Source organism: Nitrospira sp. (assembly GCA_015709715.1).
GTDB lineage: Bacteria > Nitrospirota > Nitrospiria > Nitrospirales > Nitrospiraceae > Nitrospira_A.
Window position 1 is genome coordinate 409,722 of sequence record CP054184.1, and the last position, 16,337, is coordinate 426,058.

Sequence of the window (16,337 nt, forward strand, 5' to 3'; positions counted from 1 at the left end):
TCCCACTCCTTTTTATTGGTCGAGCGAAGGCCCCTTTGCCCCAGCCGGGGAAAACTGAAACAGGACTCTCCGCGACCCGCCATTGCTTGATCGCGCCGGCAACCAACTCGTTTGCCCGAGACGGCTTCGTGGCCCATCGCCTTCCGTGGACAGCAGCCGAAAGGTCGGAATCCCCTCCTCGGGCATGAGCAGTTCCAGGTCCGCATCGAATCGATCTTGCACGAACAACCGAGCCAACGCCTGCACGATTTCCATCCCCTTGCTGCCTGGCAGCAGGCTCACGAAGGTGTCGTGACTCATGGGACCCATCGTGAGGCGAAAGCTGGATTGCCGGTTGATGACTCGGTTCCCGAGCGCACAATCCCGTCCCAGCACGCAGTTCTGCCCGCCCAGCGTCGACTGTTGTTCCGCGGGAATCGCCACCCATCGGCCGGTGCATTGGGTGATCCGCACTTCAATCCCATTGAAAAAATCGCTCAAGACCCCCTCCAGCGCCGACGCCGACCTCGGCCGCTGACTGAACAACCCCGCATACCGAAGAAGCCGGCTGACGGGCAGCCCGGTCTTTTCCGCCACCTCCTTCGCACCCAAGCCGAGGAAGGCCAACATGCGCTGTGAAAAGGGATCTTCGCCGGACGGTTCGAATTGGATGTGGTAACGGTATTTGACCCAGGAGCGGTAGAACAATGACAGCAACCGGTGGTGAAACAGATCCAGGAAGGAGCGAACTACCTCCTCACCCTCCTCTTGAGCGATGAGATCTTCGGTGTAGAAGGGCGGCAACGGCGAGGTGGTCCCGTAGAGTCCCAAAAATGTCGTAGTCACACGGAACCGCGGCGGCTGCGTTCCGGTCTTCTCCAGACCGGCGATATCAGAGACAGGAAACGCGAAGGAAAGCTCCGGTCGAAACCGAAGGGCCTCCCCCTCGGCCGACCCTTCACCGCCGACCGCCGCCCTGGGACGGCAGAGCCGCTCCACGAGCGTGACCAATTGGAAGAAGGAGTAGTCCTGCGCCCTCCGAAGCAGATCCGCGATCAGAGGATGATCTGTTGTCCGATCCTGCTCGGCCATGAATACTGTTCTCCCTGCTCGATTTCGTTCACGACCAATTGGGTAAACGAGTTCACCGAGGCGTAGAGCGCAAAAAACTCGGAGAGCACGCTTGCAAATAAGAACATGTCCCCCTCCCCGGCGAAGTGGTCTTGTTTCAGCGAGAGGGTAACTTCCGTCCCACGGATCGGAACGCCGTGGAAGAGATGATCCTTCCCTCGGCTCTGGACATCCACAATACCTTCCAACAATCTGGCCTGGGCGCGTCTCGCTTGCTCATCCTGGCGCGCCGCGAAATTATAAAGATCCACCAGCCCACGCAGCGCCTCCACACTGGTCAGGGAGAGGTAATTCAATGAGAGATGAGACAGCAGGCGCCAATGGAGATCCCCACCGACCGGCGCCCGACAGGGGGCAGACACGCGGGTAATGTTCTTGAATTGCGCGAATCCCGGCGAACTGTCCGTCGGCACCTGAATGTCTCCGACGCGAAGTTTCCCGGCCACATCTCGATTGGTGCAGGTCAAATTGAACGTCACGATCTCGGTCGGGACTTCCACGCCACGGACCGGAATCTCGTCCGCATTCACAAACGACACATAGGTCTCGGCTCCGCCTTTGCTCACCACGGATTGCCGAAGGTGCGTTTGGTAATAGACCGTGGCAGTGGATTTGCCATAACCGTGGCGAAATGAGTAGAAGGGCTCGTAATGCAATTCCTCCCCCGTTCCACGTAGATGTCCGTTCGCGCCGTCGACCGAAAAGATTTCATCCTGCATGGCCTGGGCAGCCGACGGGCGGACGAGGTATTCGGTCCGTTCATGGCTGATCTGGATCGGCTGGGAATCCGACTTGAATAGATTGACGATCGGGGTACAGAACAACCGGACATGCTCTTTGGACACTCGCAATGACGCCGGTGGCGCTTTCGTGAACAGGATGAGGATCTCGAACGTCGCGGCGGAGGCTCGCCGGGATAACGGCTGAAGGTCGGACAGATCCACGGCAAGAAACTTCTGAGGAAAGGTCAGATATTCCTGGAGCAAGCGATATCCGTCGAAGGCCGTCTTGGGGTAGGGCAGCAACGCCTCTTCCCTGGAGAAGCCGAAGGGCTGGATCTGACAGTCCGTCAGCCCGATTTCTTCCACGGGACGCCCCTGTGCGAGCAGGCGCAGCCTGATCTTGCTCACGTGGCGACAGAGCCAATAGTAGAGGGTGTAGGCAGGCTCCCCAACTAAGTACAGTCGGAGCCGCCCGACCTGCGCCTGCGCCAATGTGGCCCCCGGCAGAAGGGTGAATCGAAGGCGGAGCGCGGAATGGCCGCCGCTGGCCGCCTCCAGGGACACCTGTTCGAGTTGAAAGGGATAGAGGTCCACTTCGGCGGTGGTCCGAAAGCGGCACCCCGTCCCCTCGATCTTGCCGGATTCCACTTCGGTCTCCATGGCCGGAATACGTTTGCGCTCGGTGACCGCGCCTGGAATCGGTGAAAATTCCAGCAGACTCATGGCGGGGACGGGACGCAGGTAATGCGGCCACAACAGATTCATGACCCCATGGATCAGTTCGGGGAATTCGTCGTCCAGTTTCTGCCTGATCCGACCCGTGAGAAACGCGACGCCCTCGAGCAATCGTTCGACGTCCGGGTCACTCCCGACGTCGGCCAACAAGTGCGCCTCTTTGGGATGCGCTTCGGCGAACTCACGGCCCATCTGCCGAAGGAACTCGAGCTCGTCCTTATAGTATCGATTGAACGTCACGACCCTCACCTCTGGCATGGCCCCACGAAACGCCTGCAGGTATGCGGCTCACTCAACGATCTCGACCCGTCCCGCCGGACTGATCTCCGTCCGAAATTCCACGTGTGGTTCCCTCTCGCTCATGAGTGCCCCGGCGATTTCGAACCGCAGGATCGGCTGCCCCGGTTCCGAAGGCACGTGTGTGACCGAGACATCGCGCAGCCTGGGTTCGAACCGAGTAATGGTTCGCAGGATCGCAGCCTGCACCTCCTCCACCGCCGCTGCCTGGTCCTGCACCAACTCCGTGAGATCCGGCATCCCATATTCGGGCTGAATCAAGACCTGATCCGGCCTGGTATTCAGCATTTTCCTCAAATGCCGAAGAATCGACTCGGCCAGCAGGTGAGGATTGTCCCTGAGCGTCTTCGAACCTGCCGGCCGCTCATCCCCCAGTCGTTCCAACAAACGACCTTCTCGCCCCATATTTCCTCCGGCTGCACCTAAACCGGCACATTCCAGTCATCTTGCCCTTCCTTCTTGTCCACCTCATGCCGCCAGATGGCCTTTCGGTACCTGAAGGACACCTCCTCCATATGACCCAATTGCACAAATGCTTTATCGAGGCAATTCGGCATATAGGGATGCATCTCGATGACAATCCCATCCTCGAACTGAGTCGTGAAATAATGTTCCTCCGTCCCGTCTTTCGCGATGCGGTACCATTTGATCGTGATGGTCTTCAAATGTTCTCCGGTACAGAGCGCCTGATACAAAAGGGGCGAGGCCTTATCCACCTCCTTCGTGATCGTGGCCGCGCCGTGGACACGCTTTCCTGCCGCAAGCCCCGTTTGTGGGTCGGAGGGAATGTAGACCTTATGGTCGAAGGCCTGGACGAGAATCGTTCCCTCCCGTCCCTTCTGCTGACATGACCCTTCGATCTTGCCTTGTTTTTCTCCTTCAATTTCCAAGTAGGCTGGAATCGGCATAGTGCGCTCCTCCTTTTCCTATTTCTTCTTATCGAGCCGACCGACCAGGGACAACGTGAAAAAGGCGCCCATATATTTGATGTGCGGCACCACTTTCAGATCGACCCGATACCAACCGGGATTTCCCTCCACATCGCTGACCGTCACCTGAGCATCCCGGAGTGGACGCCGACGCCGCACTTCCGCCGTGACGACATCCTGCGCGGACACGTACTGGCTGATCCAGGTATTGAGTTCCCGTTCCAGATCCGCCCGGTCCTTCGTGCTGCCGAGTTGTTCGGTTTGCAGCACCTTGAGGTAATGGGCCAACCGGTTGACGATGAAGAGGTAGGGCAACTGAGTGCCCAATCGATAGTTCGCCTCCGCCACCTTGCCCTCCGCACTCTGGCCGAAAGTCTTGGCACGTTGGCAGGAGTTGGCGGAAAAAAAGCAGGCGTTGTCCGAGCCCTTCCGCATGGTCAAGGCGATGAAGCCCGCATCGGCCAATTCCTTCTCGCGCTCGCCGGAAATCAGGATTTCCGTCGGTATCTTCGTCTCGATCCCGCCCATCGACTCGAACAGATGCACCGGCAGGTTCTCCACCGTCCCGCCGCTGATCGGACCGATGATGTTGGTGTACCAGCGGGACTTGGCGAAACTGTCGGTCAGACGCGTGGCGAATGCGAAGGCCGTATTGCCCCAGAGGTAACTCTCGTGGCCGTTGCTGAGCGATTCGGTGTAATTGAAGACCTTCGCCGGATTCGCCTCCTGACTGTAGGGCAGCCGCAGCAAAAACCGCGGCAAGCAGAGACCGACGGATCGGGCATCCTCGGAATCGCGGAAGGCGTTCCATTTGATGTACTGCGGGCCTTCAAAATGTGTCTTCAAGTCTCTGAGGTTCGGCAGGCGGAGAAAACTCTCCATGCCGAAGAACTTCGGTCCGGCCGCCGCAAGAAACGGAGCATGCGCCATCGTGGCCACACTGGCGACATACTGCAGCAGCTTGACGTCCTGCGGGCCCGGGCCGAATTCGTAATTGGCGACCATCGCGCCGATAGGGTTGCCGCCGAACTGACCGAACTCAGCCGTGTACAGATGTTTGTACAGGCTGGACTTTGTGACATCCGGCGCCTCCAAAAAATCGGTCAGTAATTCTTCTTTCGACACGTTCAAGATCTCGAACTGGATGTTTTCTCGAAACTCGGTCCGCTCCACGGCCAGCTTCAGCCCGCGCCACGCGGATTCCAACTTCTGAAACGTCGCGTGATGCAGGATGGCGTCCACCTGTGCGCTGAGTTTTCTGTCCATCTCGGCGATCATGTCGACGACCATGGCCTGGTTGACCTTCATATCCTTCCGCTCCGGCACCAGGAGGGCCCGTACGATCTCCTCAAGGCCCCGTCTGGCCGGAGAATAGGCTTCTTCTTGCGGTCGGATATCGATGGACTCCAACATCTGCTCGATCAAGCTGGATTCGGCTTCTGCGACCGGTGTTTTGGTGGATGGGGTCTCCTGTGTCTCCGCCATGGCCTGTCCTCCTCCGGCATAAATGGACTATCGCGATTCTCCCGCGCCCAATTCTTTGATCAAGCGCTCACGCGCCTCCACGTCACTGAGCAAGCTGTCGATCTTTTTCTTGAAGGCCGGCACATTGCCGAGGGGCCCCTTCAACGACTGCAATGCCGCCCGCAGCTCCAGCAGCTTATTGAGTTCCGGAACCTGTTGCGCGATCGAGTCGGGGCTGAAATCCTTCAAGCCGCTGATGCGAATGGCGACCGGAAGATCCTCTCCCTCTTTGCCGGAAAGCCGATTCGGCACCGTCATCGACAGCTCCAGATTCAGACTCCGCATCACCTCGTCGAAATTGCTCTTGTCGACTCGAATCTTCTTTCTGTCCTCCAGCGGCGTGTCGTCCGGCTTCAACGTGAAATCACCCATGAACACCATTTTCAAGGGCAGTTCTTTTTCTTCCTGGGCTCCCTCCGTGGCCGGTTTGAAGACGATATTGACTCTCTCTTCCGGTGCCACCGACCCCTCTTTGCCACCTGCCATGGCTCGCTCCTTCCTGTGTGAATCCTCGCGAGGAGGACTCGCTGGTTGACGCTATCGTTCGACTCGTGCCGATTGGTGCTTGCCTTCCATATCCAAGCCCGAGAGCATGTCCACCCGACAGATGCGACGGTGAACCGCCTCGGCCCGATTGGCCCATTCCTCCGAGGGTGGCCTTGAGTCCTTCAGCAACTGCTGGAGGACCTGCCACATCGTCTTCCACACATCGACCGACAAGGTCGGTTCCCAGGCATCGAGGGCAAACCGTACGATGGCCTCCTCGAGGCCTTCCAGTTGCGACAGCGCAATTTTCGGATGCCCGGCGCGTAGACAGAGCTTGGCCGCATCCAGTCTCAACAGAAACCGCTCTCGTTCCGAGCAGGAGCCGGCTGATTCGTTCTGCAACAGTGCGATCGCTTCTTTCAGCCGGCCTTGCTCCGCCAACGTTGCGGCTTGCCCGCACAAGTCGTCAAGCCGGTCGCCCGCTCGACCAAGTTTGCCGTTGTCTCCTTTCCCGGATCCCGTTGCCTCGGCAGTGGTGTCCCGCAGTGCCTCGATCCATAGCCTGGTCTCTTCGTTTGCGAAGGGCATGTCGTCGGAAAATCGGCAGCCCGCGAGTTCCGGCAGTCGCTCGATCAAGGTTCTGACCTCGTCCTCCACCGCTGTTTTCGCCTGCCGGTACGACGCTCCGAGTTGGCCCAACGCGCGGGCAGCCATCCGATGGGGATCGAGCCAGAACGGGGTCTCGGGACATTGCGACTCGACCTGTTCCACGAGTTGAGCCCATAACCCCTTCTCATACAGCTCTTGGTATCGGTGGACGACATGAGGGGTGGGCGGAGGTATGCGCGACAAGCCATCGTCGAGTGGTGACGGCATCTGAAGCGTCGCCCACATGGTGGCCCGCACCAAGCGATAGGGCCACGGCGACGAAGAGTCTTGGGCCCTTGCGAACAGAGCGGCGCGCCGGATAAGGTCTCCGGCTTCACGCAATGCATTGCGACAATCTTCCGCCGTAGTGATGGAGCGCGGCCCACCGGAGGTGGTCGGTGGCCCGGCCGCTCCTTGAATCTCTTGGCCCTTGCCTTCCGGCTTCGGTTCGGGCTGCCCCAGCTGTTCGATCTGCCGTGCGATTTCATTCCGCAGTCCCGCAAAACCGGGGGCCTTGTCCGCCGCCTTCTCGACGAGCAGCATCTCAAGCGTACGCAGGAGTTCTTCGCAGGTCCGCAACGCGTCGAGATCGTGAGACGAGAGCCCTCTCTCGACAAAGGCCGTTTCGAGTCTGCCCTCCAACCAGACCAGCACATCCATTCGCTTCTGCACTCGCTTGGCTTCCGGAAAGAGTGAATCCCAGTACCGGGCCAGCATGTCTCGCAAGCAAGCCAGTCCGGCCGCGAGCCCTGGAATCCCTTCTTCATGCAATAAGCCGAGACAGACATAGGCAGCCGCCAAAAGATCTTTCGATTTGTCGGCCAGGACGATCCGCCCCCCCGCCACAACCTGCTTCCAGTTCACCGGTTCGTGGGATAGAGACTCCAGCTTTTGGATCTCATCCTGCATGGAGAGAAAGTCGGCATCGTCCCGGACAGGGCTGCCGGCAGGTGCATCGGCGCGAATGGGTTTGGCTCCGATGGCCTGCCACTCCATGGTTAAGTCGGTCACCATGTCGTCGTTCGCCTTTCGCTCCCCTCACCCGTGGCTTCCGTTAGGGGCATTTGAACTTCGCAAAGAAGCCCGGGGCGAAGGGATGTTTCACATGCTCCGCCTTCAGATCAAACCGGATGACCACCGGCTCCTTCATGCCGACCGAGAATTTCCAGGACAACCGGTATTCCGTCGGGCTGATCGGAACAGGGCGACCTTCCTGCAGCATCCTGAACAGCCCCCACCGCCCCTCATACTGTTTCGTGTAACTCTTGCGCTGCGCTTCATCGGTGCCGACTGCGATCTGCAGCAGCGCTCCGCGTTCGTCCGAACGGCCGGTCCAGTGGAACGGCGAGTAGAATTCCGGGCCCATTTGATACGTCAGTTCTTGCCCCTCGATCATCAGGCGAATTTCACTCAAACCCACTCCGCCGGTCGCATTGGGCTTCAGCTCGAAGGGAACGTTTGGCTCCGGACTGCCGGAGGGGAACAGGGCGTCCGAAATGGCCTTCACCTGCTGGAGAGCGGTTCCGGGGACGGTATCGGAAGAGGCCCCCGTCTTCGCGATTTCCTCTGCGGAGACCGGACTGACGTTCGACTTGTAAAACGCCAGCAACCTCCCGCTTTGAGGATTGAAGAAATCGATCAAGTTGGGAATCGTCACTTCATCCGCGCTGTCTGGACGGAATGGATACAGACTGCCGATCGCCTGGGCACAATCTCGGCTGAGTTCCTGCCTCTTTTCCACATCGACCATGTGGATCGGCTGCAGGAGAAGCTGTTCCGCTGAGGATCGAATCCTTTGATCGAGACGGCCTGTGATGGCCGCCAGGCGATGTTCGGCCTGCAGTTGCTCGGAGGAAGGCATGCCCCCCTCCACGCTTCGGCTTAAGGCATCCCGTAACTGTTGCAACTCCTGCATATACTGTTTCAACGGCGCCCCCTGGTTTTCCGGGCAGGACACGACGAATTCATGCAGGGAATGAAAGGCTTCCGCGACGGGATGCGGCGAGGCACTGCCGTGAATCCACCCCTTGCTGACATCGCAAACGAAGTCCGACAGTTTGCTGAACGACGTATGGTCGTCCACCGCCTTCAGGAGCGCGACGAGGACGGAGTTCTCCTGCGTCAACCCTTGCAGAAGCGTGATCGTCTCTTCCCGCGTGCTCACGGCACGCAGTTTCACGGCGGCAAGAAACTGCAGCCACCGGCGGATATAGTCTTCGCGATACAACGTGTGGATACGTCTTTCGACCTCTGCGCGCGAATCTTTGGGCACATCGAGGACCCACGAATCCGCATAGGCCCGGTCCAAGATCCGATCCATGACCTTGCGGAACAAACCGTTGTCGAATTGAGGCGTAAAAAACCCGGGAATCTCGTCGCTGCTTTCGAGCAGGCTGGTCTTTTGCCCCTGCAGGAGGGAAGCCAGCGTCACAGGGACCGGTTTATATTGCTGCATTACTTCGCGCTGGATGCGAGCGTAGATCCGTTCGGGGTAGGGCGATTGTTGCAACGCCGCTCTTGTCGCCGAGACCAAACCGAGATCTCGTGGGAAGGGGACCTGGTCCGGCTGCAACACGCGACTGTAGAGGTCGATCTGCCGATCGATCGTGTTTTTCGCATCGGCGGTCGCAGCCTTCTGGCCATACCGGACCGGTAGGAGGTCCTGCCAGATCCGCCTGAGCCAGTCGGCAAGGAAAGGCCGGTCCAGATGACCTAGCTCGGTCGCCCCCGATGTATAGGACAGCATGAGGTAGGTCTTGAGGTAGGAATAATAAAAGTCGCTGTCGTGGGCCTGTGGCGCGCGGGATGGGTCGGCGGCGAATCCTCTCAGGGTCTCTTCCACATGCGTGCGCGTCTGGTCTCGATAGAATTTGTGGAACAACGCGAGATAGAGGTCTCGCGCAACCGGGTAGAGAGTCGTTTCTCGGTTCATGCCCCAGCGACGCGCCAAGGGCGGTCTCGTTTCGTGATCGGTCTGAAGAACCTCGATCTGTTGCCGGAATTGTTCGAAATCCCTGTCTTGTATCCCCTCCACGAAGGGTTTGGCCTCTCGGATAATCGCCTGGTACACGTGGCCGGCGCTGGCTTCGATCCGATTGTGGAGGTCTCGATTCAAGGAAAAGGAATAGAGTGAGGCTCCGACAAACGCCACACCGGCCGCCGCCGTCCCGGCAGCCAGCGCCCGTTTCTTCAGCAGCAGGCGACGCTGCACCGCGATCGAAGGGTGGGCAAGTCCTTGATCCGGAACGACGATCCCGCTGAACAGGTGTTTCACGAAGTAGGGTCTCTTCTCCCGTGGTTCTATAGGCGGAGCCCCACCTCGTTCCTGGAGGCCGGCACGACGATTCACAAGCTGTATGACACCGTCCAGCGAAGGCCCTTCTTGAGTCGCGCTGGTGAGATAAAACCCTCTGAACAGCGGTCTGTCCTGAAATTGGCCGGGCTGGAACAGAAGATCGACGAAACGAGTGAGATTCGGCTTGGCCAAGGCCAGGTTCAATGGGAAGCAGAAGATTTCCCTCGCCTTCTTCGAGCCGAGCACAGACAGCAGTCGGGCATGACGCCGAACCAACATCGCTTGCAGCAATTCCGAGAAGGCAGCATCGAACTGCTTCTGGGGCGTCCCGCTGGACGCCGTTCCCGCGGGAAAGGTATGGCCCCACACCTGCTCCTCGCGGCCGGCGTGATCTAAATCCTCAAAAAACTCGGCGAACCCGCCCAACACGTCGCACTTCGTGAATACCAGATAGACAGGGAAGACCACACCGAGTCGTTGGATGATCTCTTCCAACCGCGCGCGGATCTGCTTCGCCTGCACATCAACATCCTTCTCCCTTGCTGCGAACAGGTCCGGCAGGCTCACCGTGACCATGACGCCGTTCAAGGCAGTCTTCTGGCGGTGGGCGGCAATCGACTCCAGCAAAACCAACCATTCGCCGCGAGCCTCGCCTCCCACAGCGCAGTGCCCCGCCGTGTCGATGAACAGGGCTTCATTCGTACACCACCAGTCACAGGTCCGAGCCCCGAGTGTCCCACTCCCTCCCGCCTCATCCTTTCGAGGGACGATGACTTGCAGGCCGGAGTTCAACAGCATGGTGCTTTTACCGGAAGCCGGAGGCCCGACCAGGAGATACCAAGGAAGCGCCGAAAGGGCCTTCTGTCCGAAGGACGATTGCGAAAGCTCCAGAATGGCTTGTTCGAACTCGGATCTGAGCCCTTCAAGCCGTGTCTGTTGCTCGGAAGAGGTTCGGCTTACCTGATCCGGCGCCTGCCTCTTCAACGAGACGTCCGGGCCCGTCGCCCGCTTTTCTTCCCGATAGGTGCTGATCGTTTGATAGAGACCATACGCGACCAGGACGGCCACGCCCGCGAAGGCCCGCGTCTCAAACCGCTCCAGGCCGATCAGCGCCCCGAAGGTCAACACCAGCACAACCAGCAACAGACTGCACCAGAATGCCGCCTGACGCGGATGACGCTGCACGTACAACCTGGCCTGGCCGAGTCCGGTCTTCGCAGACTCCCGAAACCGCAACGTGATGTCGCTAATGTGTGTCATCGGCTCAACGTGACGACTTTCTCGCCCAACTCTTTGAGTTGTGCAGCGACTGCATCGGCATGGCGGTTGATGTTCAGCATGAGTATCAGAAACAGGCCCAGCGCAAACAGGGTTCCCGCGGCCACCGCAATCCAAGGGGTGGTGATCGCGTGACGCGCCGGCGCGGGGATGCCGGTCACTGTTTCGCCGAGCGATAAGGGCGGCGCTTCTCCACGTTTCGCTTGGATGTCGCGCCCCATTTCTTGCACCAAGGCCTTGAGCTGATCTTTGCCTTGCAGCTTGTATTTGCCTTCGAATCCCAACGCCAAACAGAGGTAGTACAACTCCAACAGGTCCGCATTCAGAGGACGAGCACTCCAGATCTCATCCAATTGGTCAAAAAACCCCTGCCCTGCCGTGTCGATGCCGAAGAGTTCGCTCTGCAAGCTCAACTCCGGCCATTGGTGTTTTTGGGGCCAGTTCGAGATCATGATCATTTCATCCAGGTAGGCGGCTACGGCATACCCCGCCGCCTTCATGGTTTCTTTTGGCAGGCTAAGCTCATTCCCCGCCTGATTGACCTGATAGAAGAGGTCCAGTAATTGAGACCGCAGTGTCCTCGGCTCTCCGCAGTCGGCGGCAACCCGCAAGGATGTCCCCAACACGAGGAGATCATTAAAGAGGGTGATCAGATTCGTCTTCCGTTCCGTCACCGGGGTAGGCATGGACGACACCTATCTGGTCCAGATGAGTTCCAACTTGGCCTCTTTCAAAGCCGGAGGCACATACACGGCGAGCGCCCGCGCTCGACAGATGGCTGCCCAGCGCGGCCCTTGCTCCTCCAACCTGAAATACCTGTACCCTGCCTTGACCGCCATGGTCGGTGGAGGAGCCGCCACATGTGTGACCCCCAACCCTTCGACAGCGCCGGACACGATGCTCTCCACCTCATCCGGCGCCGCGATGCGAATCTGCTTCACGAACTTGGGAAGCTGCTCATCCGTGACTCCTCCCGCAACCACGAGATAGAGATGGCCGGATTGGAGCAGGAGTTCGTCTGCCACGGCCCCTTCCCAAATAAATTCTGTGCGCTGCGTAAGTGGGATCGACTCCGTGCGCGTCTCTTCTTCTTTCAATGCCTGTCTGATTCTCGCGTCCATCTCGCGAAACACGGAGTACAGGTTGAAATGGTCGTATGGGGGGACCTCCATCGGATCGAGCATCGGGTAGACCGTGCTCAATTCGCCCAGCAGTCTGGCCAAGACCAGGTACAATCCTTCGGGGTGAGCATGACCTGTCTGAATGTAATGAGCCACAACAGGAAGATGGGCATTGAGGATATGCAGACGCGAGCACCGAGCCTGATCCATGCCTCCCGGGCTCGCCGCAAGTTGTTGGGCCACCAACGCCTTGCGTTTGGCGGACAGCAGTTCCAGCAGACTGCGTAATAGGCGCATGAGCCACGGTGAGGCACCGATGGTGAGGCAAGGAGGGAGGTACTTGTCTCGCAACACCAGGCCTCCACCGGAAGCCCTTTCAAGCTCCAATACTTTCAGCGTAATAAAACCGGCCGCATCTTCTCCCGAAAACAGAATTCGTAAGTTGGCTCTCGCGAGGAGAATCTCTCGTTTTTCTCCGGAATTAAGGTCCGCGACGCTGGCCCTGACCGCAACATAGCGGGTAGGCGCCCTGCCGCCGGTCTCGTCGAGCAGACAGTTCGGTCCATCGGTTCGCTCGGCGGGAATTCCCACGAACACATCCAAGTGATCCAGGGAGGGGGGGAAATAGCGGTCTATGGGGCGGGGCTCCAGCAGGCTCCCGTTCTCCTCGCCGGCGGCAACGCTGATCACCGTCCCATCCGGCAGGACACCTCTGAGCGCGAGAATGCGCACGATATTGTTTGCCAAATCGTCGGCATCCAGCCGAACGGCCATCAGCCCCCACCCGAAAGGATTTACCACGCGAAGCCGCTCCTGCAGCAACTGCCCGTAATACTGATCCCATTGCTGGAAGTGGTGCGGGGCCAGGAACATGCCTTCATGCCACACGACTTTGCCGGGCTGCCCCATACACGCGCCTTTCGCTCAATCGACGATGATCTCTCGCTCTCGAATCTTGATCTTCACCGAGAGGGTCCACAATTTATTGAGGTCCACCACTTGTCGCCATGCCTTCCCCTTTTCGCGAAACAACGCCATCACGCCGAAGTATTCCGCGCCCTTCTTGCGCTCTTCCTTGAGAACCAACTCGGAGTTGGGAAACAACGTGATTTCTTTCCTCCAGAGGATGTCTTTTTCCAGCACCTTATGGTCGCTCCTCGCAAGCGAGAGGAAGTCGCCCTTTTGAAACCGCTCTTTGTCACTGAGCTGGTACAGCCGCACGACCACCGGTAATGGCTTCCCCTCCGCATCTCGATGCGGCACTTCGGATTGCACCGACAGTTTGAGCGAGCCACAGGCGCCGAAGAAGAGCGGGAACAGACAGGTGACGAGGAGCAACAGCCGCCGACCAGTCGAGCCGCCCTCCTCTGTAGGACGTTCACCCTCATATGTAACCAGACGGCATCGATCGCTACATGATTGGCCGTTGCTCATGCTGGGATCTGCCTCCCTGCATCTGTTTGCGAACGTATCGAAATGGATACGTGGAGTTCGACTTTTTGATACACCTCGCTGCATTGCTCCTGCTTCGTCACGTCATCCCCATGTATTATGTGGCTCTTGCAACCTCAACCCGATGAATGCGGAATCGGCAGGAGTGATCTGAACAAGCATCCATGCCAATGCCGTACCACGGTACTCACATCAAGGCAGGTTTGAGGAAGCGGGCAAATCCCCTCACCTATACGTATGGAGATGATTCCGCAGGGGTCTGGAATGGCACCTATCCAAAGGGCGGCCTGTAGCAGTATGCAGCAGCGTGGTCTACGTAATTGTTGCCAATATCAGCAGAACTGCCTGTCGAAAAACACGAGCATCTTGATGAAGTTAGTCTAGCCGATGGTAACGCAGCGGCATCCGGAGGAGGAGCCGGTGCGACACAGACGGCAGGCGAGACATTCTTGGGGGACTGGCCAAGCACCAGCCTGGTGAGGTGCCTTAAATTAAAAGGGCCGTGCTCCATCCAGAGCACGGCCCTTCTGCTAGACACCGGCGCCTACGACTACTACGTGTGGAGACAAATAAAGTCGTTACCCCCCACCCGACAAACTCAGGCAATTTTGACCTCTTTTCATTTTTGGTGCAGCAGACCATAATCGCTTACTATTGAGATTTCCGCACCTAAGGCGAAAAATAAACTCGCTTACTATAACTATGCAGAAGTTCTCATGTTCTGATTTCCGCATATCCAAAGGATCAATAACCCGATGTGCCGAAAGTTGAATTGTCATCTCTTCTGAAGCATAGGCACAGTCACAATGCATTGATAGGAATGATGATGAGAATTCTTTGGACAGTCGTGTTACCTTGTCGCGACAGCCACCCAAGCCCACGCCTGGGGAGAAGAAGGGCATCGGGAAATTGCGGACGGCGCACGGCCACCTCCAAGCGTCGACCGCTAACGCCATCGCCAAGATTACGGGGACGGGGGAAAACCTACCACCGGGAACTCTCGCACGTCTGTCCGTCTGGTCAGATCGTATGTGCACATTGGCCCACGCGGAGATCCGCATTTTTTTGCATTCGCTGCCCCTCTGCTTCGGCTTGTTACGGAACGAAATCACCATCGCGGAACCTCGCGCTAGATCCAATCAGCAGACAGACTTTCCGTTGTCCAGGCCAGCCGACTATCCAGGCACGGAATAAAATTGATTTACTAAGGCTGACTGTTAACAATACAGTAAGCCAATCTCATGGCCGCCCTTCAAGAGCTATTGTCGGGCCTAGGTGGCTTTGACGATCAAAAGTAAGGAACCCCTCCAATGAAAGCCGTGTTAAAGAAGTGGGGTAACAGCGTTGCATTGAGATTACCGGCACCTGTTCTCAAGGAGGCAGGTCTCAGAGAAAATCAGATTGTCGAGATCGTGGTCGCAAATGAAAGAATCATCATTTCTCGTCCTGCTCGACAACTGAAATACACGCTATCAGAGCTTCTTGCCCGTATGACTAACAAAAACAAACACGCCACGGAAGAATTTAGACCGATGGGAAATGAAATTCTGTGAAACCGTTTATGGCACGTCGTCGACAATGGAGCGATGATGATCTCCCCAACCAGTAGCGCTGAATTCCCAGGAGATCGAGCCTCTCGGGTGGCGAGTCTTCGAGCGAGAGCCGAGGATGTTTTTGGAGACCCGGAAACAGCCTGGAAGTGGCTGAACCGGCCCAACCGCGCGTTGGCCCAGAAGACTCCCCTAGAGATGATCGATACGGATACCGGTTTCCAGTCGGTGCTTACCATCCTCGGACGACTTGAGCACGGGGTCTATAGCTGACCTACCCCCCTGAACGGGCTTAGATCCTAAGTTAGGGGCACCTCCTGCCTTGGCGACATCCTCGGGCATTCTACGCTCCAATTCTCAGTTGGATGGGGAAACGAGCAGTCTCTCAAACCTTCGAGGTGCGAGAGTCTGATTAAGTGGCTAGAAAAGGCGGGGGGAGTCTGACGACACTCCCTTTACCCCCAAGAGGCGCCCGCGTGGCAGGCGGCGGAGCCTTCGTCATCAGCGGCTCTGCCCATCGATCATACTTTTTATAATCACAAAAATGAACATCTCAGCGCGCTAAAGTAAAGCCCCGACGTCTTTCTAATTGGTTCGCAACAGGCTAATATCCCTCCATCCAATCGGAGTTTGAAGCGTTTAGCGGTAGTTTGGCCGAACTGGAGTGCATAATGACAAACCGTGTGGTAGCAATCGTCGCGACCATGGTGTTCAGTAGCCAGGTCGTCGCATGTTCTCTACTCTGGCCGGCGTTTGACGGGTCTAGTTGCGGCAATGTCGCAGCAAGAAATGATTTGCGCGAAGTAGCTACTAAGGAATTAATCAAGAATGGATGGCCGGCCGAGACGGCTCCGCTAATCAAAACGCGAGTGAGTTCTGTCTCCGACATTAGCAAAAATAGCTCAGAGTACAAATGCCACGCCAATGTACACACTCAAGTAGGAGAGCGGACCTACGAGGGATTCAATTTCGGCATCTATTACAACTACGACAATTACAAACTCACTGATTACAAATCCACCTTTGATGAGGGACAACGTAGGACAATGGCGGATATGTTGGCCGGAAAAATGGAACCAAGAGCACAGAAAATGAAGACTTGCAGCCAGGCTGAAAAAGCAGCGGGGTGTAGAGATGGAAGAGATCGGCTGCAATAGGGTTAGCCTTAATAGGCATTTGGTCATTTCTGC

Annotated in this window: 14 protein-coding genes; 3 read left to right on the top strand and 11 right to left on the bottom strand. The window is 57.7% G+C overall.

The window, feature by feature from the left end; genetic code table 11:
- Positions 1-12: 12 nt before the first annotated feature.
- The 11 genes from tssG to tssJ are packed head-to-tail and all read right to left on the bottom strand — an operon-like array spanning position 13 to position 13,579.
- Positions 13-1,071 (bottom strand): type VI secretion system baseplate subunit TssG, encoded by a 1,059-nt coding sequence (gene tssG / locus HRU82_01930; GenBank protein ID QOJ33780.1) that lies wholly within the window; start codon positions 1,069-1,071, stop codon positions 13-15.
- Positions 1,035-2,807, bottom strand: a complete 1,773-nt coding sequence (gene tssF, locus HRU82_01935) for a type VI secretion system baseplate subunit TssF (protein QOJ33781.1) — start codon at positions 2,805-2,807, stop codon at positions 1,035-1,037. The genes tssG and tssF overlap by 37 nt, the downstream gene beginning before the upstream one ends.
- A 48-nt stretch (positions 2,808-2,855) precedes the next feature.
- Complete coding sequence (gene tssE / locus HRU82_01940; GenBank protein ID QOJ33782.1) at positions 2,856-3,269, bottom strand: type VI secretion system baseplate subunit TssE; 414 nt, start codon at positions 3,267-3,269, stop codon at positions 2,856-2,858.
- Between the two features lie 17 nt (positions 3,270-3,286).
- A complete protein-coding gene (locus HRU82_01945) occupies positions 3,287-3,772 on the bottom strand; it encodes an Hcp family type VI secretion system effector (protein ID QOJ33783.1) in 486 nt (161 codons plus the stop codon).
- Positions 3,773-3,790: 18 nt separating this feature from the next.
- A complete protein-coding gene (tssC, locus tag HRU82_01950; protein ID QOJ33784.1) occupies positions 3,791-5,278 on the bottom strand; it encodes a type VI secretion system contractile sheath large subunit in 1,488 nt (495 codons plus the stop codon).
- A gap of 27 nt (positions 5,279-5,305) precedes the next feature.
- A complete protein-coding gene (gene tssB, locus HRU82_01955) occupies positions 5,306-5,803 on the bottom strand; it encodes a type VI secretion system contractile sheath small subunit (protein ID QOJ33785.1) in 498 nt (165 codons plus the stop codon).
- 51 nt (positions 5,804-5,854) lie between these two features.
- Positions 5,855-7,465 carry a type VI secretion system protein TssA gene (tssA, locus tag HRU82_01960; GenBank protein ID QOJ33786.1) on the bottom strand — a complete coding sequence of 537 codons (1,611 nt, stop codon included), beginning with the start codon at positions 7,463-7,465 and terminating at the stop codon, positions 5,855-5,857.
- 40 nt (positions 7,466-7,505) lie between these two features.
- On the bottom strand, positions 7,506-11,006 hold the full coding sequence (tssM, locus tag HRU82_01965; GenBank protein ID QOJ33787.1) for a type VI secretion system membrane subunit TssM: 3,501 nt from the start codon (positions 11,004-11,006) through the stop codon (positions 7,506-7,508).
- A complete protein-coding gene (locus tag HRU82_01970; GenBank protein QOJ33788.1) occupies positions 11,003-11,710 on the bottom strand; it encodes a DotU family type IV/VI secretion system protein in 708 nt (235 codons plus the stop codon). Before HRU82_01970 ends, tssM begins: the two co-directional genes overlap by 4 nt.
- A 9-nt stretch (positions 11,711-11,719) precedes the next feature.
- Positions 11,720-13,054, bottom strand: coding sequence for a type VI secretion system baseplate subunit TssK (tssK, locus tag HRU82_01975; GenBank protein QOJ33789.1), 1,335 nt, complete (start codon positions 13,052-13,054; stop codon positions 11,720-11,722).
- 15 nt (positions 13,055-13,069) lie between these two features.
- Positions 13,070-13,579, bottom strand: a complete 510-nt coding sequence (tssJ, locus tag HRU82_01980) for a type VI secretion system lipoprotein TssJ (protein QOJ33790.1) — start codon at positions 13,577-13,579, stop codon at positions 13,070-13,072.
- A 1,328-nt stretch (positions 13,580-14,907) separates the two neighbouring features.
- Here tssJ and HRU82_01985 point away from each other — a divergent pair.
- From HRU82_01985 to HRU82_01995, 3 genes are all read left to right on the top strand, one after another.
- Positions 14,908-15,150 (top strand): AbrB/MazE/SpoVT family DNA-binding domain-containing protein, encoded by a 243-nt coding sequence (locus HRU82_01985; GenBank protein QOJ33791.1) that lies wholly within the window; start codon positions 14,908-14,910, stop codon positions 15,148-15,150.
- Between the two features lie 87 nt (positions 15,151-15,237).
- Positions 15,238-15,420, top strand: coding sequence for a DUF2384 domain-containing protein (locus HRU82_01990; protein QOJ33792.1), 183 nt, complete (start codon positions 15,238-15,240; stop codon positions 15,418-15,420).
- A gap of 410 nt (positions 15,421-15,830) precedes the next feature.
- On the top strand, positions 15,831-16,304 hold the full coding sequence (locus HRU82_01995; GenBank protein QOJ33793.1) for a hypothetical protein: 474 nt from the start codon (positions 15,831-15,833) through the stop codon (positions 16,302-16,304).
- Positions 16,305-16,337 lie beyond the last annotated feature (33 nt).